Source organism: Bacteroides gallinarum DSM 18171 = JCM 13658, assembly GCF_000374365.1.
GTDB classification, from domain to species: domain Bacteria; phylum Bacteroidota; class Bacteroidia; order Bacteroidales; family Bacteroidaceae; genus Bacteroides; species Bacteroides gallinarum.
The window spans coordinates 1-20,691 of the sequence record NZ_KB894162.1; the positions used below are offsets into that span (position 1 = coordinate 1).

The 20,691-nt window shown below is 48.7% G+C and carries 19 protein-coding genes; 11 read left to right on the top strand and 8 right to left on the bottom strand.

Annotation, left to right across the window (positions count from 1 at the left end; genetic code table 11):
* The 4 genes from C233_RS25195 to spt all read right to left on the bottom strand — a co-directional run.
* Nucleotides 1-178 (bottom strand): ISAon1 family transposase N-terminal region protein (locus C233_RS25195; protein WP_018669023.1); only part of this gene is annotated, 178 nt, incomplete at its 3' end.
* Nucleotides 179-497: 319 nt separating this feature from the next.
* Nucleotides 498-1,184, bottom strand: a complete 687-nt coding sequence (locus tag C233_RS0118515; protein ID WP_018669024.1) for a hypothetical protein — start codon at nt 1,182-1,184, stop codon at nt 498-500.
* 283 nt (nt 1,185-1,467) lie between these two features.
* The gene (locus C233_RS0118525) at nt 1,468-2,235 is read right to left on the bottom strand and encodes a M48 family metallopeptidase (protein ID WP_373278753.1); all 768 of its coding nucleotides are present in this window, start codon (nt 2,233-2,235) and stop codon (nt 1,468-1,470) included.
* Between the two features lie 147 nt (nt 2,236-2,382).
* Nucleotides 2,383-3,570, bottom strand: coding sequence for a serine palmitoyltransferase (spt, locus tag C233_RS0118530; protein ID WP_018669026.1), 1,188 nt, complete (start codon nt 3,568-3,570; stop codon nt 2,383-2,385).
* A gap of 205 nt (nt 3,571-3,775) precedes the next feature.
* Between spt and C233_RS0118535 the strand changes: the two genes are divergently transcribed.
* The 3 genes from C233_RS0118535 (at nt 3,776) to C233_RS0118545 (ending at nt 7,197) form a co-directional block, all read left to right on the top strand.
* On the top strand, nt 3,776-4,819 hold the full coding sequence (locus tag C233_RS0118535; protein ID WP_018669027.1) for a diacylglycerol/lipid kinase family protein: 1,044 nt from the start codon (nt 3,776-3,778) through the stop codon (nt 4,817-4,819).
* Between the two features lie 215 nt (nt 4,820-5,034).
* Nucleotides 5,035-6,792, top strand: a complete 1,758-nt coding sequence (gene aspS, locus C233_RS0118540) for an aspartate--tRNA ligase (RefSeq protein WP_025069117.1) — start codon at nt 5,035-5,037, stop codon at nt 6,790-6,792.
* Between the two features lie 24 nt (nt 6,793-6,816).
* A complete protein-coding gene (locus tag C233_RS0118545) occupies nt 6,817-7,197 on the top strand; it encodes a GtrA family protein (protein WP_018669029.1) in 381 nt (126 codons plus the stop codon).
* A 17-nt stretch (nt 7,198-7,214) separates the two neighbouring features.
* Here C233_RS0118545 and C233_RS0118550 read toward each other — a convergent pair whose 3' ends face one another.
* From C233_RS0118550 to C233_RS0118565, 4 genes are all read right to left on the bottom strand, one after another.
* Nucleotides 7,215-8,099: a carbon-nitrogen hydrolase gene (locus C233_RS0118550; protein WP_018669030.1), complete on the bottom strand. Its 885-nt coding sequence runs from the start codon at nt 8,097-8,099 to the stop codon at nt 7,215-7,217.
* Nucleotides 8,100-8,138: 39 nt separating this feature from the next.
* Nucleotides 8,139-8,405, bottom strand: a complete 267-nt coding sequence (locus C233_RS0118555) for a hypothetical protein (protein ID WP_018669031.1) — start codon at nt 8,403-8,405, stop codon at nt 8,139-8,141.
* Nucleotides 8,406-8,417: 12 nt separating this feature from the next.
* Entirely contained in the window at nt 8,418-9,533 is a 1,116-nt protein-coding gene (locus C233_RS0118560; protein ID WP_018669032.1) for an agmatine deiminase family protein, read from the bottom strand.
* A gap of 189 nt (nt 9,534-9,722) precedes the next feature.
* Nucleotides 9,723-10,262 carry a ferredoxin domain-containing protein gene (locus C233_RS0118565; RefSeq protein ID WP_018669033.1) on the bottom strand — a complete coding sequence of 180 codons (540 nt, stop codon included), beginning with the start codon at nt 10,260-10,262 and terminating at the stop codon, nt 9,723-9,725.
* A gap of 102 nt (nt 10,263-10,364) precedes the next feature.
* Here C233_RS0118565 and C233_RS0118570 point away from each other — a divergent pair, with 102 nt between their 5' ends.
* The 8 genes from C233_RS0118570 (at nt 10,365) to C233_RS0118605 (ending at nt 20,656) form a co-directional block, all read left to right on the top strand.
* Nucleotides 10,365-10,988: an ABC transporter ATP-binding protein gene (locus C233_RS0118570; RefSeq protein WP_018669034.1), complete on the top strand. Its 624-nt coding sequence runs from the start codon at nt 10,365-10,367 to the stop codon at nt 10,986-10,988.
* A 235-nt stretch (nt 10,989-11,223) separates the two neighbouring features.
* The gene (locus tag C233_RS0118575; RefSeq protein WP_018669035.1) at nt 11,224-11,505 is read left to right on the top strand and encodes a hypothetical protein; all 282 of its coding nucleotides are present in this window, start codon (nt 11,224-11,226) and stop codon (nt 11,503-11,505) included.
* Between the two features lie 152 nt (nt 11,506-11,657).
* The gene (locus C233_RS0118580; protein ID WP_018669036.1) at nt 11,658-12,464 is read left to right on the top strand and encodes an ABC transporter permease; all 807 of its coding nucleotides are present in this window, start codon (nt 11,658-11,660) and stop codon (nt 12,462-12,464) included.
* 44 nt (nt 12,465-12,508) lie between these two features.
* Complete coding sequence (locus C233_RS0118585; protein WP_018669037.1) at nt 12,509-13,603, top strand: Nif3-like dinuclear metal center hexameric protein; 1,095 nt, start codon at nt 12,509-12,511, stop codon at nt 13,601-13,603.
* A gap of 5 nt (nt 13,604-13,608) precedes the next feature.
* A complete protein-coding gene (locus C233_RS0118590) occupies nt 13,609-14,439 on the top strand; it encodes a zinc ribbon domain-containing protein (protein ID WP_018669038.1) in 831 nt (276 codons plus the stop codon).
* Nucleotides 14,440-14,518: 79 nt separating this feature from the next.
* Nucleotides 14,519-15,946, top strand: coding sequence for an efflux transporter outer membrane subunit (locus C233_RS0118595; protein ID WP_018669039.1), 1,428 nt, complete (start codon nt 14,519-14,521; stop codon nt 15,944-15,946).
* 452 nt (nt 15,947-16,398) lie between these two features.
* Nucleotides 16,399-17,496, top strand: a complete 1,098-nt coding sequence (locus tag C233_RS0118600) for an efflux RND transporter periplasmic adaptor subunit (RefSeq protein ID WP_026314923.1) — start codon at nt 16,399-16,401, stop codon at nt 17,494-17,496.
* A 40-nt stretch (nt 17,497-17,536) separates the two neighbouring features.
* Nucleotides 17,537-20,656, top strand: a complete 3,120-nt coding sequence (locus C233_RS0118605) for an efflux RND transporter permease subunit (RefSeq protein WP_018669041.1) — start codon at nt 17,537-17,539, stop codon at nt 20,654-20,656.
* Nucleotides 20,657-20,691: the final 35 nt, after the last annotated feature.

The following is a 20,691-nucleotide window of genomic DNA, read 5'->3' on the forward strand; positions in this document are numbered from 1 at the left end:
CCACCACAGGAGCGTAGAAGCCTTTGCTTTCCACTTTGACATTCGAATACTCACCGGGAAGCTCATTTTTCTCTTCCAGGTAAATCACGATTTCACTACTGCTTTCCTTTACATCGGAAATGTTGAAATAATCCAATATCCCTTCGGGAAGAAGGAGACGATAACCGTTAGCTTCCATAATTACTGTGCTGTTGTTGCAGGCAAAGATAAGATTTTATCAGATATACTCCTCAGATTTTTACGTTGACCCTGAATTAAACCGAGAGTTAAACCAAAAACGAACATGGATGCTACAATTTCAGTGGTTTGTTACAAATCCAAAGCTCTATCTAATGCGCCTCTCCTCTAATGCTTCGTATCGGTAAAGACGGAAAAAAGAAATACCGAAGTTTGGGAATACCAGTAAATCCTAAGTTTTAGGATTTCCAGAGGAATAAGCCAAAACCTAAATGTACGAACTTGGAATATCTTCAAAAGATTATCTCCGCCGGGCAATACTATTTCATCCTTGCAGCGATAGCCAGCAACACGCCGAGAACAACGCCCAAGATAGCCGCAAACAACACCCTGACTTCTCCCGGTAACAGGAAAGTAACGGTATGTGCCGGATACCAGAAGAAGGGAATCGTTTTCTTAAAAACGAAATTCCATTGTGCATCCCAGTTCAAGTGCGTAATGATACGAGTCATCGGAATAGGGGTGACAAGGCTGCGAAGCGAGCCGCCGCAATTCAGGATATGCGTATCCGTTATCTTATGAAAGGTCATAAACACAGGGGCAAAGATTGTATTCATGGCAACGGATATAGCCAAAGCAATCCATAGCTTATTCAAGCAGAACTCTCCGTTAATTATAGCCGAAGCGTTTGCCATTCCCATATATTCCATAAATTGCGGCACGCCTTTAGAGAAGATAATTATCGCCATGTTGATTCCCATGCCCAAAAGCCCCCATACAACTGCACGGGAAAGTATTCCAAAGCCTTTTCTGTTATATACCCCGACACTGATACGAAGCCCCAGCATCTCGCCCAGTGTAGCAAGAACCCTGAATTTCAGGAAACTCATTACCATGCCATGCACCGCATTGAACGATTTATACCAGCCGTAAACGGCATCGCTCACAAAGAAGGGTAAAAAAATTACAATCAGGATAGAAACGAAAAGGTAGTCTTGCTTTTTCATTCAAATGTTGTGCTTTTCATTAATAATGGCAACAAACATACTAAAATAAAATCAATATCAAAGCAAACGGACAACAAAAACTGGAAAATCGAAACAAAAGAATATTTCATCCTTGCATATGAAAGGGGATAGGTCGTATCTGAATCCACCACAGCTTACACGAGTTCGCACAGATTATTTATCTTGATAATCAATTATTTAATTTCAATCTGCACGAGTTCGTGTAAGCTGTGGCGGATTCGGATACGACCTATTTAACCCATATCCGAGAGGATATAGTTTCTTATTGCTTATTTTTCATGTATTCATCGGCCTTTTCCTTGGCACGCGCCACACGCTTTGCCGTATCCGGATGAGAGGAGAACAGCTTCTGGAATTTGGATTCTTTCGGAGACTCCGCCGAGAGTTCCAGCAACTTATTCAAAGCGTTATACATGGCATACGGGTCTAAATCGTGCTTTATAGAGAATTCAAAACCGTAATCGTCTGCCGCGGTTTCCTGCTTTTGGGAGAATTGCGCACCCGCCAAAGCTTCTGCCATAGCGCCCAGTTCGGAATCGGTCAGATTGGATACGGTAGAACTTGCAGCTCCCGCAGCATTTTTCACTGCCGAGCGAAGATAGGCATTCTTCATTGCATCCTTGGAGTCGGTATGGATTACATGGCCTATCTCGTGACCTACCACCGCCATTACTTCGTCGTCTGTCATAATATCCATTAATCCGGCGCAGATGCGTACACTGCCGTCACCGCAAGCAAAAGCATTTACATCGACAACTTCATAAACGCCGAAATTCACCTTCAAGCCGTCTACTTCCTTGATATGCCCGGTCAGCTTCTCCAAACGTTTGCCATACTCGGAGTCCGGTTTTGTCAAAGGGTTATGGGCATCCATCCACTGCATATATTCCTTGCTCATAGCTGCAATATCCGCATCCGAGAGTGTTATGGCTTTGGCGGCATCGCTCCCGGCCTGAACGACCTTGCCTACATTTATTTTCTTACCGCCAATTTTAAATTGTGCATAAGCACTTGTAGTACAGACAGCCATTCCGCATACTATAGCGATAACAGCGGAAACAAAAGCTCGTTTTTTCATGTCATTCGATTTGTTTAAATGGATTATTAAAAAAAGAAAACCGTTTAACCGGAAAAGCGATTAAACGGTTTCGTATCTCTTTGTCCCGAAGCGGTTCTTTTACCCGATTACTCCCAATGCCTTAAAGCATTTGGTAAGTTTCTCCACGGCATAATCTACCTGCTCCTTAGTATGGGTAGCCATTAATGCCACACGCACCAATGTGTCTTGAGGAGCGCATGCAGGCGGAATGACCGGATTGATGAAGATGCCTTCGTCAAAAGCCATTTTTGTTACTACGAACGTCTTTTCCGTATCGCGTACATACAGAGGTATGATAGGTGACTCGGTTTCGCCAATCTCAAAGCCGGCATCGCGGAAACTCTTCAAAGCGTAATTGGTTATATCCCACAGGCGTTGGATACGTTCCGGCTCGGATTTAATAATATGGAGAGCCTCGCGGGCTGCCGCCGTTGCTCCCGGCGTGCTGCTTGCCTGGAATATATATGAACGGGCATTATGGCGCAGCCAATTGATAACCTCTTTGTCGCCGGCAATGAAACCGCCGATAGAGGCCAGCGACTTGCTGAATGTGCCCATAATCAGGTCTACATCTTCCGTAACCCCGAAATGGTCGCATACGCCACGTCCCTGCTTGCCGAACACGCCCAGCCCGTGAGCCTCGTCTACGTAAATGCTGGCGTTATATTTCTTTTTCAGGCGTACTATCTCCGGCAGATTTGCCAAATCGCCCTCCATTGAGAACACACCGTCTACGACAATCAGCTTTACGGCATCCGGCTCGCACTTCTGGAGCTCCTTTTCAAGGTCCTCCATATCATTGTGCTTATACTTCAGTTGCGTGGCGAATGAAAGGCGGCGTCCGTCTACGATAGAGGCATGGTCGCGGTCGTCGCAGATGATGTAGTCGCCGCGTCCCACCACTGCGGGGATGATGCCTTCATTGACAGTAAAGCCGGTAGAAAAGCAAAGCGCCTCGTCTTTCCCGACGAATTCTGCCAATTCTTTCTCCAGTTCGACATGTATATCAAGAGTACCATTCAGAAAGCGGGAACCGGCACAGCCCGTACCATATTTTTCAGTAGCGGCTATCGAAGCGTCGATGATTCTTTTATCGTATGTCAGCCCCATATAGGCGTTCGAACCGAACATCAGGACCTTTTTGCCATCCATCATCACCTCTGTATCCTGGTGGCTGTTAATTGTGCGGAAATAAGGATATACCCCTTTTGCCATAAACTGCTGCGGCAAATCATATTTCGCGAATTTGTCTTGTAGTAAACCCATGAAATGTCTTTTATATGATGAATATTTAATTCTATTAAAACGACTTCTTAAAAACAGGGGGCAAAGATAGCAAAATATGTTGTTATATGTTCCATTTACTCCAAAAAAACTACTCTAACTCGTTTTAAGAGATTCATATGGTTAAAAATTGAAGGATTTATATTACTTTTGCATGAAAGAAAACCTCATAGTAATATCCGTTTGAATGGACGACAGTAAAAAGAAAATATCATTTATAATAAATCCCATATCCGGTACGCAGGGTAAGGAGCAAATATTGAAATGGCTGGATGAAAAAATGGATAAAGACCGGTACATATCCGAAGTTGTCTATACGGAACGGGCAGGGCACGCCGTGGAAATAGCCGCCCGCAAAGCGGAGGAAGGGGTTTTCGCTGTCATCGCTATCGGCGGAGACGGAACAATCAACGAAATAGCCCGGTCGCTGGTGCATACGAAAACGGCATTGGGCATCATCCCCTGCGGTTCCGGAAACGGGCTTGCACGCCATTTGCAGATTCCTATGGAAGCCAAGAAGGCGATAGACATCATCAACGAAGGATTGATAGACATTATCGATTACGGCAAAATCAACGATGTTCCCTTTTTCTGTACTTGCGGAGTGGGGTTCGATGCGTTTGTCAGCCTACAGTTTTCAAAAGCGGGCAGGAGAGGCCCCCTCATATACCTGGAAAAGACGCTTCTCGAAAGCTTGAAGTACAAGCCGGAAACATACGAGTTGGAAATGGACGGAAGCACTTTACGGTACAAAGCCTTCCTGATAGCATGCGGAAATGCCTCGCAATACGGCAACAATGCCTATATCACTCCGCAGGCAACGTTGAACGACGGTTTGCTGGACGTCACTATCCTGGAACCGTTTACCGTACTGGACGTACCGGCATTATCATTCCAGTTGTTCAATAAAACTATCGACCAGAACAGCCGCATAAAGACTTTCCGTTGCAAAACACTCCGTATCCACCGTTCCAAGCCGGGAGTGATACACTTCGACGGCGACCCGATGATGATGGGAGAGAACATAGATGTAAATATCATCAAGAGAGGTTTGCAGGTCATTGTGCCCAGAAATGCCGAAAAAGACAGCTCGAACGTATTGCAACGCGCCCAGGACTACATCAACGGCCTGAAACAAATAAATGGTGCTATAATGGAGGACATCACCCATACGAACAAGATGATATTGAACAAAGGTAAGGAACAAATAAAAAGACTCAGGAAGAACTGACCTCATACGAGATTGTCCGGAAGATATTTAAAGATTAACAATGGCCGTCATACTGCCGTATCAAGCTATTTTTTTTTAATAAAACTCTTCTGTTTTGATACCTCTGTAATATGTTTTATGTATTTTTGCACAATATTTATCCGCTTTTGGCTATGACACACCGATACTGTGCGGCCGGATAGTAAATGGTAAACTGTAAAATAAGTAAATATAAGATGTATAGAACACACACCTGCGGAGAATTGCGTATCTCCGACGTTAATAAGCAAGTGACGCTGGCAGGTTGGGTACAGCGTAGCCGTAAAATGGGAGGTATGACATTCATAGACCTCCGCGACCGTTACGGAATTACCCAATTAGTATTCAATGAAGAAGTAGACGCCGAGCTTTGCGGACAAGCCAACCATTTGGGACGTGAATTCGTAATCCAAATAACGGGAACGGTAAACGAGCGTTTCAGCAAAAACAAGAATATCCCTACCGGAGATATCGAAATCATCGTTTCGGAGCTTAACGTGCTGAACTCCGCCTTAACCCCGCCCTTCACAATCGAAGACAATACGGACGGCGGCGACGACATCCGTATGAAATACCGTTATCTGGATTTGCGCCGTGCCACAGTGCGCAAAAATCTGGAGTTACGCCATAAAATGACAATCGAAGTCCGCAAATACCTGGACAGCAAAGGATTTATCGAAGTGGAAACCCCGCTCCTCATCGGCTCCACGCCGGAAGGTGCACGCGATTTCGTAGTTCCCTCACGTATGAATCCGGGACAATTCTATGCATTGCCGCAGAGCCCGCAAACGTTGAAACAATTGCTTATGGTTTCCGGCTTCGACCGTTATTTCCAGATTGCCAAGTGCTTCCGCGATGAAGACCTGCGTGCCGACCGCCAGCCGGAGTTCACGCAGATAGACTGCGAGATGTCATTTGTACAGCAAGACGATGTAATCGAGCTTTTTGAAGGTATGGCAAAATACCTTTTCAAGGAAATCCGCGGTGTCGAGTTGACAGAACCGTTCCAGCGGATGCCGTGGGCGGATGCGATGAAATACTACGGAAGCGACAAGCCCGACCTCCGCTTCGGTATGAAGTTCGTAGAGCTAATGGATATCATGAAAGGCCACGGCTTCCAGGTATTCGACAATGCGGCATACATCGGCGGTATCTGTGCCGAGGGCGCCGCAACCTACACCCGTAAGCAACTGGATGCCCTGACTGAGTTCGTAAAGAAACCGCAAATCGGAGCAAAAGGAATGGTATATGCCCGTGTGGAGGCTGACGGTACTGTAAAATCGAGTGTGGATAAGTTCTATACGCAAGAAGTTCTACAGGAAATGAAAGCGGCCTTCGGTGCAAAACCCGGCGACCTGATTTTGATTTTGAGCGGCGACGATATAATGAAAACCCGCAAGCAACTGAACGAGTTGCGTCTTGAAATGGGTAACCAACTGGGATTACGCGACAAGAACAAGTTCGCACTGCTTTGGGTGGTAGACTTCCCGATGTTCGAATGGAGCGAGGAGGAAGGACGCCTAATGGCTATGCATCATCCGTTTACTCATCCCAAAGAGGAGGATATACCTTTGCTGGACACCAATCCGGCGGCAGTCCGCGCCGATGCTTACGATATGGTATGCAACGGCATCGAGGTGGGCGGCGGTTCTATCCGTATCCACGACGCGCAATTACAAGCCAAGATGTTCGAGATACTGGGATTTACACCGGAGAAAGCGGAAGAACAGTTCGGCTTCCTGATGAATGCCTTCAAATTCGGAGCACCCCCTCACGGCGGTCTGGCATACGGCCTCGACCGTTGGGTAAGCATCTTTGCCGGTCTGGACAGCATCCGCGACTGCATTGCATTCCCGAAGAACAACTCCGGCCGCGATGTCATGCTAGATGCCCCTTCGGCTATCGACCAGAAACAATTGGATGAGCTGAATCTTATTGTGGAGGTAAAAGAATAAAAACAAGAGAGAGCAGGAGAGAGAGTGAAAGAGTCCACGCGCATTTTCCGTTTTGCTGTAATCGGCACGCTAAACGCCTTGATAACAGCTATCACTATCTGGATAATGATGGATGAGTTGGACATTAATTACATGCTCTCCAATGTAACCGCATATATACTGGCACAGACCCATAACTTTATCTGGTGTAAGTATTGGATATTCCCCACAGAAAAAAAGAGCAACGCTTGGCGACAAGTGCTGCTCTTTTCCATAGCTTTCGGAATGGCCTACGGCGCACAATTCCTTTTCCTTATCGGATTGGTGGAAGGGCTGAACTGCGATGAATACCTCTCACAGTTCTTAGGGTTGTTTGTATATGGCGGAGTCAATTTCCTGATGAACAAGAAAGTAACTTTCAAGTAATACCTTATCCTCCCTCCTTAATCCAAAAACCGCTTCGTCAATCCCTCATAAGCATCAATCCGGCGGTCGCGAAGGAACGGCCACCAACGGCGTACATTCTCCGAACGCTCCATATCTATTTCCACCACGATATTCTCCGGACGGTCATTGCCGGCTTGTGCCAGGAACTCACCTTGCGGTCCGGCTACAAAACTGTTTCCCCAAAACTGAATGCCGTTCGTCTGCATGGAAGGGTCTGGCTCATGCCCCACACGGTTCACCGAAATAACAGGAAGACCGTTAGCCACCGCATGTCCGCGCTGCGAAATAATCCAGGCATTGAGCTGGCGGGCTTTTTCATCGTCCGTATCGCTGCTTTCCCAGCCGATAGCGGTAGGATAAATCAATAATTCGGCTCCTTTCAGTGCCATAAGACGTGCGGCTTCGGGATACCATTGGTCCCAGCACACCAGCACACCCAACTTTCCAAGAGAAGTCTGTATCGGCTCGAAGCCCAAATCACCGGGAGTGAAATAGAACTTCTCATAATATGCAGGGTCGTCGGGAATGTGCATCTTGCGGTATTTCCCGGCAATGCTCCCGTCGCGCTCGAAAACGACAGCCGTATTATGATACAAACCCGGAGCGCGCTTTTCGAACAGCGAGGTTACCAACACAATACGGTTGGCAGCAGCCAATTCCGAATAAAAACCGGTAGACGGCCCGGGAATAGGTTCCGCCAAATCAAACAATTGGGTATTCTCCGTCTGGCAGAAGTAAAGGGAATTATGCAGTTCCTGCAACACCACCAACTGAGCGCCGTGAGCGACACATGCCTCGATACTCTTAGCCAGATTCATCAGATTGATACGCATATCCGCCACATTGGCCTGCTGTATGATGCCTACTTTTATTTTTCTCATAATCTATATTCTATATCCGTTTATTTTATTTTGCTGAACTTACTTAATTTTACTGAACTTGCTTAAAAAGAACAATGTTATTAGCGGAACGATGAGAGTCAAAATCTCACCATAAACAGCCATATGCCATTTCTCCACAAAGAGATACCGGGAAATCTGTAAAAAGGCAGCAATATGCAGACCGGTAAAGCAGATATATACTATTTTACGATTTACGATATAATTGCGGACACCGGGAAATACAGCAGCTAAAATATGTATCGCTACCACTATCAAAACCAAAACTGATAAGAAAATCAGTCTCATAATCATCCTTCGTTATTTGATTACCCCCACTGGATATTGCATCGTGACACAGTGCAGCGAACCATGCTGTTTTATCAATGCCCTGCAGTCTATGCCCACAATCTCATGATTGGGAAAAGCCTCCTGCAACACCTCTTTGGCACGCCTGTCGTTTTCCGGCTGATTATAAGTAGGATACAGTACCGCCTCATTCATTATCAGGAAATTGGCATATGTAGCAGGCAGCCTTTCGCCCTCCTCCACAATCTTATCCGCCATTGGCAACGCCAACAGGCGGTAAGGCTCTCCGCTCAATGTACGGAAAGTTTTCAGTTGCTCCTCCATTCGATGCAGCTCCTCATAATGCTCGTCGTCCACATCCCGGCACTGCACGTAAGCTATCGTATCCGGCGAGCAAAAACGGGCAAGCGTATCTATATGGCTATCCGTATCGTCTCCAGCCAGGTAACCGTGCTCCAGCCAAAGCACCCGTTCGAGGTGAAAGACAGAACGGAGATATTCCTCTATCTCCACCTTATTCAACTGGCCGTTACGGTTGGGCGACAGCAAGCATTCCGAAGTGGTAAGCAACGTTCCCATGCCGTCACTCTCAATGGAACCGCCCTCCAACACAAATCCCAAACGGTTTACATACCGTCCTTTCAATATTCCGGCTTCAACAGCCCGCCGGGTAATCCGGTTGTCCTTGTCCGAAGCGAATTTCAGCCCCCAGCCATTAAAGGTAAAATCAAGCAAGGAGGGACCTTCCGTATCCACCATTGTAATAGCCCCGTGGTCGCGTGCCCACGTATCGTTCGTCTTACATTCCAGAAAACGGACATTAGCCATATCGACCTTCGCGGAGATTTGCCTTTCCACCTCCTCCGGCTCCGGAGTTACAATCAACAATAACTCCCGCTTGGCTATTTCGGAAGCAATGGCAACAAAACATCGCTGCACTTCCTCAAGCATATAAGCCCAATCGGTATCCGCATGAGGCCATGTAAGCTGTATGCCGCTCTGCAAATTCCATTCCGCAGGTAGGTGAGGGGCACGGGTTTCCACCTGGAAAGTCATATTCTTACCAAAACGTACCTGGCAATCCTTTTCCGTAGCTCCACCCAGTGGAATTCCGACAAAATATCCCATATCATTCTAAGTTATTAAATTCGTTAAGTAAACCAATGAAACCCGAATGCTGGCGCTCCTGAATTTCAATCTTCATAAAGCTCTATTCTACATTTCCAAAGTCCTACTTTAGAGTTCTAAAGTGCAACTCTACGCCGCTAAAGCTCAACTCTACACTTCTATATCCCAACTTTAGGCGAGGCAATACGCTTATTTCTTTTCTTCCTTAGGCTTCCTGTCAAAGAATGGATTTTTGGAAGACGCACTGACCGGAATAGCGAATACAGTCTTGCAATCTTTCAGCCAATTCATTCGCTGCGCAGCCAGCCCAGCAGAAAACATAACCCGGGTATCTACCCGCATATCGGCAGCCATGGCACATGCCGAACCGACAGCAATCCCCACATCGACCGTATTCAATGCACACGGCACGCCTTCGGCACGTCCGGCACAAGTCGGAAAGCCGCAATGCCCACAGTTCAGTCCTTGCGCCTGCTCGCGCGTACCTATTATAACAGCGCATTCCGCCTGCAAGATATTGGCGGCATCGCGAAGAAAGAATTTCATTCCCAACTCCTCGGCCATAGCAATCATCTTTTCCGAAAGCTTCTTCAAATCTTCACCCGTAACCAGTGCCACCTCGATTATATCCACGCCTTTTCCTTTGGGAGCCGTCCGTGCGGCAGTCATCATCTGCCTTGCCACACCGAGCACATGTTCGTGGCGGCAATCCCGTTCGTTCTGTATCATACTTTCTTTCATGAATTAATTAGTGACACAAAGATAAAAGTATAAAGTTATCTTTGCAAATCTTTTTCCGTACCTTTGCAATAGAGACTAAAGAATTTATCTATGCTGCAAATAGAGAACGCCGGCATTGCATACGGCAACGACATATTGTTCTCCAACTTCAACCTGAAACTGGAGAGAGGAGAAATCGCCAGTATCTCCGGCCCGTCGGGATGTGGAAAAACATCCCTGCTCAACGCTATACTCGGATTCGTACCTCTGAACGAAGGCCGTATCACAGTCAACGGCATCCTGCTGGAGAAAAGCAGTATAGACCTTGTCCGCAAACAAACGGCCTGGATTCCCCAGGAACTGGCACTCCCTTTGGAATGGGTAAAAGACATGATACAACTGCCTTTCAACCTGAAAGCCAACCGGAATACCCCATTCTCGGAAGCACGGCTATTCGGCTGTTTCGAAGAACTGGGACTTGAACGGGAGCTGTATTATAAACGTGTGGGCGAAATATCCGGCGGCCAACGCCAGCGCATGATGATAGCCGTAGCTTCCATGATTAACAAGCCCCTAATCGTGGTAGACGAACCTACCTCCGCACTCGACTCCGGTTCAACGGAAAGGGTACTCGCCTTTTTCCGCCGCCAAGTCCTGAAAGGGAGCGCTGTACTGGCGGTATCGCATGACAAAGCTTTTGCCGAAGGATGCAATAAACATATTGTAATGCAATAAATACCATAATAATGTAGGAAATCCATAATAATGTAGGAAACACATATAATACAGTAAACCTACAATAACGCAATAAACACATAATAACACCATAACAAGTAATTAAGCATATAATAGCCCAATAACATGCAATAAGCATCATATAAATAGTGCTGACATGCAATAAGGCATATAATAACGCAACACACTGATAATAATACAACAAGTATATAATAACACCGATAAAGAAAGAGCCATGAGTTTTGCCGGATTTGTTTTCGATATGATACGCCGCGACAAGGAGAACCGCGACTTACGCAACCTCCGCCGGGAACGTTTTAACGAACGTTCGGGCAAGATGTATAGAGGACGTGCCGGCATGCCTCGAAATACGACAGCGGAGGACATGGAAAAGATAGCCGGGCTAATCCGGAAAAAGGAACAGACGGAACAGCGGCATACCCTGCGGATGACGCTGGTTATCCTGGGCATCTGCCTTATCACCGCAACCATACTGGTTTTTATATTTATCCGTTAAAACAAGCTATACGATATACGTACAAAAACAAGTTATCCAATATATGCATAAAAACAAACTATACGATATACGCATTAAAACAAGCTATCCCAATATATACATAAAAACAAATTATACGATATACACATAAAAACAAGTTATCCGACATACGCATGGGAACTATCGACATATCATACCTCAGTCTGGGCATCGGGTTACTGTTACTATCGATACCCTTATTCTATATCTGGAAATTCAAGACCGGCCTGCTGCGTGCAACCCTTATAGGCACGGCACGTATGATTGTGCAGCTTTTCTTCATAGGCGTCTACCTGAAATACCTTTTCCTCTGGAACAACCCGTGGATAAACTTCCTATGGGTAATCGTCATGATACTCGTAGCCTCGCAAACAGCGCTGGCACGCACGCAACTGAAACGCAAGATACTGCTGATGCCGATATCCGTAGGTTTCCTGTGCAGCGTAGTATGTGTGGGGATGTACTTCATAGGCATCGTACTGCGGCTGGAAAATGTATTCAGCGCACAATACTTCATCCCCATTTTCGGCATACTGATGGGCAATATGCTATCCAGCAATGTAATAGCCCTCAACACCTATTACAGCGGGCTGAAACGCGAACAGCAACTTTACCGCTACCTGCTCGGCAACGGGGCTACCCGTGCCGAAGCGCAAGCACCCTTTATCCGCCAGGCCATTATCAAAGCATTCAGCCCCCTCATAGCCAATATCTCCGTTATGGGACTGGTAGCCTTTCCCGGGACAATGATTGGACAAATATTGGGAGGAAGCAGCCCCAACGTAGCTATCAAATACCAGATGATGATTATGGTCATCACATTTACGGCATCCATGCTCTCGCTGATGATAACCATATCGCTGGCATCCCGCAAGTCATTCGACGCTTACGGAAAGCTACGCCCGGTCACAATAGAAAAAAAAGGTAAAAGTAAGCAGTAGTTCGCCGCTTTTTTGTATATTTGCAGCCAAATTTTCTGCTGATAATGAAAATTAAGGAGATAGTAAGCGCCCTTGAACGGTTCGCGCCTCTGCCATTGCAAGACAGCTTCGACAATGCCGGCTTGCAAATCGGATTGACAGATGCGGAAGCAACAGGGGCTTTGTTGTGTCTTGACGTTACCGAAGCCGTACTGGATGAAGCGATTGCGTTGGGATACAATCTTGTTGTGTCGCATCATCCGCTCATCTTCAAAGGCTACAAATCCATTACCGGAAAAGATTACGTGGAACGCTGCATCTTGAAAGCAATCAAGAACGACCTCGTTATCTATTCCGCCCACACCAACCTGGATAATGCGCCGGGAGGAGTGAACTTCAAGATTGCCGAGAAGATAGGACTGAAGAACGTACGCATACTGGAGCCCAAAGAAAACGCCTTGCTGAAGCTGGTTACATTCGTGCCTGCGGCACAGGCGGCAGAAGTACGTGCAGCCTTGTCGTCCGCCGGATGCGGCTGTATCGGTAACTACGACTCATGCAGCTACAATGTGGAAGGCGTGGGGATGTTCCGTGCCCGTGAAGGCGCCAACCCCTATTGCGGCAAGATTGGTGAACTGCACAGCGAGAAAGAAGTACGCATAGAAACCATTATGCCGGCATACCGCAAGGCAGAAGCAATCAAAGCGCTGCTCGCCGCACACCCCTACGAAGAACCGGCATTCGACATATATCCGTTGCAGAACTCCTGGCAGCAGGCGGGAGCAGGCGTTATAGGTGAGCTGGAAATTCCGGAAACGGAGCTGGAATTCCTAAAGCGCATCAAGAAAACCTTCGAGGTAGGTTGCCTGAGACATAACAAACTGACCGGACGCGAAATACAGACCGTTGCCCTGTGCGGCGGTGCGGGAGCCTTCCTCATGCCCCTCGCCATACGCAACCGCGCAGACGTCTTTATTACCGGCGAAATAAAGTACCACGACTACTTCGGCCACGACACAGACATCCTGCTGGCGGAGATAGGGCATTACGAAAGCGAACAATATACCAAAGAAATATTTTATACAATAATCCGGGACTTGTTTCCTAATGTTGAAGTACAACAGAGCAAGGTAAATACAAATCCCATAAAATACATGTAACTAAAATGGCTAAAGAAGCAAAAAAAGACCCCCAGGAATTGACAGTGGAACAGAAACTGAAAGCCCTGTTCCAATTACAGACCATGTTGTCCAAAATCGATGAAATCAAGACGTTGAGAGGCGAGCTTCCTTTGGAAGTACAAGACCTGGAAGACGAAATTGCCGGTTTGAGCACCCGTATCGAACGAATCCAGTCGGAAGTTGCCGAGCTGAAATCTGCTATCGCAACCAAGAAAGTAGAAATCGAAACGGCCAAAGCTTCTGTGGCTAAATATAAAGAGCAGCAGGAAAACGTGCGCAACAACCGCGAATACGACTTCCTGAGCAAAGAAATCGAGTTCCAGACACTGGAAATCGAGCTCTGCGAGAAGCGAATCAAAGAATTCTCCGCCGACGAAGAAGTCAAGGCACAAGAAGCCGCCGAGAGCAGTGCCGCCCTGGAAGAAAGACAAAAAGACCTCGAGGTAAAGAAGAACGAACTGGACGAAATCGTCTCCGAAACCAAGCAGGAAGAAGAAAAGTTGAGAGACAAGGCCAAAGAGCTCGAAACTAAAATCGAACCCCGTCTGCTCCAGTCGTTCAAGCGCATCCGCAAGAACTCACGCAACGGGCTGGGTATCGTGTACGTACAACGCGACGCTTGCGGCGGCTGCTTCAATAAGATTCCGCCCCAAAGACAACTGGATATCCGTTCGCGCAAGAAAATCATCGTTTGCGAATACTGCGGACGCATCATGATAGACCCCGAGCTGGCAGGCATCACCCCGGAACCCAAAGAAGAACCGGTAAAGGAAAAACCGACAAGAAGCAGAAAGAAAGCAGCAGACGCTGAATAAATTCCGCAAGAACCGCGATAAACAAAAAAAGGTTTAGGTTGTTATCAATCCCATGAAATAACAACCTAAACCTTTTTTTATGAGTATAAAAGCCTGGAGCAGCACACTGCTCATTCTATGTTTCTCCTCTGCGGCATGGGCACAGAAAAGCCACCGTTACCTGGAAAATCCGCTTCCGCAAGGCTGGGGAAGCGACACATCCCATGCCATTCCCGGAGACGACCGCCTGTTCAGCGGCCAGATACTCCCCATAGACGATAAATGGTGGGAAGCCTTCGGCGACCCGATGCTCGATTCGCTTATTACAACGGCATCCACCAGGAACTTCTCCGTGCTATCGGCAATAGACCGCATAGACATGGCAAAGGCCAACTGGCGGATAGAGCGGGGGAGCTTCTTCCCCTCCGTTTCCCTGAACGGGGGCTGGACACGCCAGCAGAGCAGCGGCAATGTGAACGAAATACCCCAATCCATTACCGGGGCATACAGCGCCTCGCTCAATACCAGTTGGGAGATAGACGTATTCGGCAGCATCCGGCAACGCGTAAAAGCGCAGCGGGAAAACTTCGCCGCCAGCAAGGAAGAATACACCTCCGTAAAGGTTTCGCTATGCGCACAAGTGGCATCGGCCTATATCGGGCTGCGCGAATTGCAGCAAGAGCTAAGCGTTGTAACCCACAACTGCAACACACAGGCTGCCGTCCTCGAAATCACCCGAGTACGCTACAAGACCGGATTAGTCTCCAAGCTGGACGTGTCACAGGCACAGTCGGTATATTACAGTACCAAAGCCTCCATTCCGCAACTGGAAGCAGGCATCAACCAATACATCACCACGCTGGCAATCCTGCTCGGAACCTATCCCCAGGACATACGCCCCATGCTGGAACCGGGCGGTAAACTTCCCGACTATATGGAACCCATAGGCATCGGCATCCCCGCCGACCTGCTGCTCCGCCGTCCCGATATCCGCCAGGCCGAACGGCAAGTCAGTGCCCAGGCCGCCCTGCTCGGCGCCTCCAAAAGCGACTGGCTGCCGCAGGTTTTCCTGAAAGGCTCCGTAGGTTATTCCTCCCACGACCTGAAAGACTTTTCCAAACGGAACAGCATGACGTTCGAAATAGCCCCCAGCCTTAGCTGGACTCTATTCAGCGGTACAAAACTGGTGAATGCCACCCGGCTGGCACGTGCACAGTTGGACGAGTCTATCCACCAGTTCAACCAAACCGTGCTCACAGCCGTGCAAGAAACGGACAACGCCATGAATAGTTACCGTAATTCTATCAAGCAAATCGTTGCCCTGCGCGAAGTATGTAACCAGGGAGAAGAAACATTGAAACTGTCGTTAGACCTTTACAAACAAGGTTTAACCCCCTTTCAAAATGTCCTGGACGCCCTCCGCTCCCTGTTGACTTACCAAAATCAACTGACGCAAGCGCAAGGCAGCTCTCTGCAAAACCTCATCTCACTATACAAAGCATTAGGAGGAGGGGGAGGAGATTTATGATTTCAGATTATATTGAAGATTTATAATCTTAGATTATATGACTTATGATTTCAAATTACATGATTTATAATTTTAGATTACACGATTTATGATTTTCACCTTATGACTTAGGCTTCAAGATTAGGGATTCAGACTTTAGATTTACGATTTCCACCTTAATTATCCGAATGCGGCGGTTTTCCAATTTATAAGTCGGACAAGAAATGATAAATCCGAAGCCATAAAGTAAAAACCAATAGAGTGAAAATCAAAGAATGAAAATCATAAAGTAAAAGCCATAACGTGAAAATCACAAAGTGAAAATCATAGAGTGGAAACCATAGAGTGAAAATTGCAAAGTGAAAACCATAAAGTGAGAATCATAGAGTGAAAATCATAAGTCATAACCCCGAAATCATAAATCCCCTTTACTTATATTCTTTTTTTTCACCAAAAACTAAACTGAACCAGATATGAAAAATCAAATGTACATTGCCCTGCTTGCTTTACCGTTGTTGGCAGGGTGCGGGAATAAAAAAGAAACGGCACATACGATGCCTGCTCCGGAAATCAGCGTGGCGCATCCATACGTGCAAGACATTACGCTAACCAAGAACTATCCCGGCTACCTGACCTCGGAAAAGACAGTAGACCTGGTAGGCAGGGTCAACGGAACGCTGCAAACCATAGCCTATGCACCGGGCAGCCGGGTACGCAAGGGACAAGTACTCTTTCAGATTGAACCTACCGTTTACCAAGATAATGTGCGGCAGGCGGAAGCAGCACTGCACACGGCGCGCGCCAACCTGGAATATGCACAGAACAACTATGCACGGATGCAAGAAGCGGTAAAAACAGATGCCGTAAGCCGGATACAAGTATTGCAGTCCAAATCGAACGTAGCTACCTCACTGGCAGCCGTAAGCAATGCCGAGGCCGCACTGAATACGGCACGCACCAACCTGGGCTACTGTACGGTACGGGCGCCGTTTGACGGAACCGTCAGCCGCAACCTTGCAGATGCAGGAAGCTACGTAAGCGGCGGCGTACAGCCGGTGACGCTTGCCACCATTTACAAAGACGACCACCTATACTCCTACTTCAATATAGCAGACAACCAATGGCTCGCCATGTCGATGCAGCAAGGAGACAGCGTTACCCGCCACGTCCATGTAAGCCTGGGACAAGACGGAATACTGAACTATCCGGCAGAACTGGACTACCTCTCGCCCAATGTAGACCTGAACACCGGAACACTGAACCTACGCGCCCGGCTGGACAACCCGAAAGGTATCCTGAAAAGTGGGCTCTACGTAAGCATCACACTGCCCTACGGCAGAGAGAAAGGCGCAGTACTCATACCCGACGCCTCTATCGGCACAGACCAGTTGGGCAAATACATCTACGTAGTCAACGACTCCGACATAGTACGCTACCGCCATATCGAAACCGGGCAACTGGTAGGAGACAGCCTGCGCCAGATAAAACAAGGGCTCTCCCCGCAAGAACGCTACGTAACGAAAGCCCTCATGAAAGTAAGAGACGGCATGCGGATAACACCCGTCCGATAACCCGCACAATAAATAATCATATTCAAAAAAACAAGGAATTATGTTCTCAAAGTTCTTTATAGACCGTCCTATATTCGCTACCGTGCTGGCGCTACTCATCGTCGTAGCAGGACTGGTTACACTGGGCATCCTGCCCATAGCGCAATATCCGGATATCACCCCACCCACCGTACAGGTAAGCGCCGTATACCCCGGAGCCAATGCGCAGACGGTAGCCCAAACCGTCGGCATCCCTATCGAGCAGCAAGTCAACGGAGTAGACGGAATGCTCTATATGTCCTCCACCTCCTCATCATCGGGAGCATACTCGCTGACCGTTACTTTCGCGGTAGGAACGGACATCGACATGGCTACCGTGCAGGTGCAGAACCGGGTCAGCGTGGCACAGTCATCGCTACCCACCCCCGTAGTAGTACAAGGAGTTACGGTGCAGAAGCAATCCAGCAACATCGTCATGTTCCTCACGATGAAGTCCGACAATAAAGACTACGACGGGCTCTACCTCAGCAACTACGCCAAGCTGAACCTCGTAGACCAACTGACACGCGTGCCCGGCGTAGGAGCAGTCAATGTAATGGGAGCGGGAGACTACTCCATGCGCATCTGGTTAGACCCAGCCGCCATGCGCATCCGCAACCTCTCGCCGGCAGACGTGTACCAGGCCATTCAGACACAAAACGTAGAGGTAAGCGCCGGCAACGTAGGGCAACCCATAGGCAGCGACAACAAGAACGCCTACCAGTACAGCCTTACCGTGAAAGGCAGGCTCACCTCGCCCGAGGAGTTCGGCAACATCATTCTCCGTACGGAAACCGGCGGAAAGATACTGCGCCTGCGCGATGTGGCACATATAGACCTCGGCTCGGCATCTTACAGCGTAGTATCCCAACTGGACGGGAAACCCACAGCAGCAATTGCCATTTACCAGCAACCGGGCAGCAATTCGCTGGACGTATCGGAAGGAGTAAAAGCCAAGATGCAAGAGCTGTCCGAGAACTTCCCCGCCGGCGTGCAATACGATGTAACGCTGGATACCACGGACGTTATCCATGCCTCTATCGACGAAGTCATGGTAACCTTCCTCGAAACAACGCTGCTGGTAGTACTCGTAATCTTCCTATTCCTGCAAAACTGGAGAGCCGTCATCATCCCGTGCATCACAATCCCGGTTTCGCTCATCGGCACGCTGGCGGTTATGGCACTGTTCGGCTTCTCTATCAATACCTTAACACTGTTCGGGCTGATACTGGCAGTGGCAATCGTAGTGGATGACGCCATTGTAGTGGTAGAAAACTCCACGCGACTGCTGGATACGGGGCGCTACACCGCCCGGCAAGCCGTAACGGAGGCAATGGGAGAAATTACCGGCCCTATCGTGGGAGTAGTCCTGGTGTTGCTTGCTGTATTTATTCCGACCACCCTCGTCAGCGGTATATCCGGGCAGTTATACAAACAATTCGCCCTGACCATTGCAGCCAGCACCGTACTGAGCGGCATCAACTCGCTAACGCTGACACCGGCACTTTGCGCACTGATGCTACAACCTACCAAGCCTTCCAAATTCCCCTTGTACAAAGGCTTCAACTTCCTGTACGACAAGACACAAGGCGCCTACGACAAAATAGTGGACTACCTGCTGCAAAGACCTTTTGCCGCCGCGGCCTCCTATGCCGTATTCACGGCAATCGCAGTGCTGCTGTTCGTCAAATGGCCGTCCACCTTCATACCGGAAGAAGACGACGGCTACTTCCTCGCAGTCGTACAGCTTCCGCCCGCATCGAGCCTGGAACGTACGCAAGAAGTGGGCAAACAGATAAACGCCATACTCGACACCTATCCCGAGGTGAAAGACTACATCGGCATATCCGGCTTCTCCGTTATGGGCGGAGGAGAGCAGAGCAACGCCGCCACCTACTTTGTCGTCCTGAAAAACTGGGACGAGCGCAAAGGGAAGGCGCACACCGCATCGGCTATCGTAGACCGCTTCAACATGGAGGCTTATGGCATCCAGGAAGCCGAAGTCTTTGCAATGGTTCCGCCCGCCATTCCCGGACTGGGCGCTACCGGCGGCCTGCAATTGCAACTGGAAGACCGCAACAACCTCGGCGCTACCGAGATGCAGCGCGCCGTGGAAGCCCTTACGGAGAATTACCGCGACTATCCGGCTCTGGCATCCGTCAGCAGCCAGTACCAGGCGAATGTCCCGCAGTATTTCCTGAATATAGACCGCGACAAAGTGCAGCTAATGGGTATAGGGCTGAACAGCGTATTCACGGCGCTGGGCTACTACATGGGAGAAGCATACGTAAATGACTACGTACAGTTCGGGCGCATCTACCAGGTGAAGTTGGGAGCCGGTGACCGTGCACAGCGCATCATCGACGATGTACTGAAGCTGAGCGTACCCAACGCCTCGGGAGCAATGGTTCCCTTCTCCTCGTTCACGCAGATAGACGAGCGGCTGGGTATGGACCAAATCAACCGGTACAATATGTATTCCACCGCCTCCATTACCTGCAACGCAGCTCCGGGCAGCAGCTCGGGAGAAGCTATCAAGCAGGTGGAAAACCTGGTGCAAAGCCGGCTGGGCAACGAATTCGGTTACGAATGGACTTCGGTTGCCTACCAGGAAACGCAGGCAGGAACCACTACCACCGTTGTCTTTATCATGGCGCTGTTGGTGGCATTCCTCGTGCTTGCCGCGCAATACGAAAGCTGGAGCAGCCCGGTTGCCGCCGTTATAGGACTACCGGTGGCACTGCTCGGAGCGATGCTGGGATGCTATGTCATGGGTACTCCGGTCAGCATCTACACTCAAATCGGTATAATCCTGCTGGTGGCGCTCTCTGCCAAGAACGGCATCCTGATTGTAGAGTTCGCCCGCGATTTCCGGGCACAGGGCAACAGCATCCGCGACGCCGCATTCCAGGCAGGGCATATCCGTCTCCGTCCTATCCTGATGACATCGCTGGCATTCGTACTGGGAGTTATGCCGCTGCTGTTCGCCACCGGAGCAGGGGCGGGAAGCCGTGTCGCACTCGGGGCGGCAGTGGTATTCGGCATGGCGCTGAACACACTGCTTGCAACGGTCTACATCCCCAACTTCTACGAGCTAATGCAGAAGTTGCAGGAAAAGCTCGGGAAGAAAAAAGAAAAGTAAAGAAGCGCCGCTTCCCATTCAGATTAATTTCATAC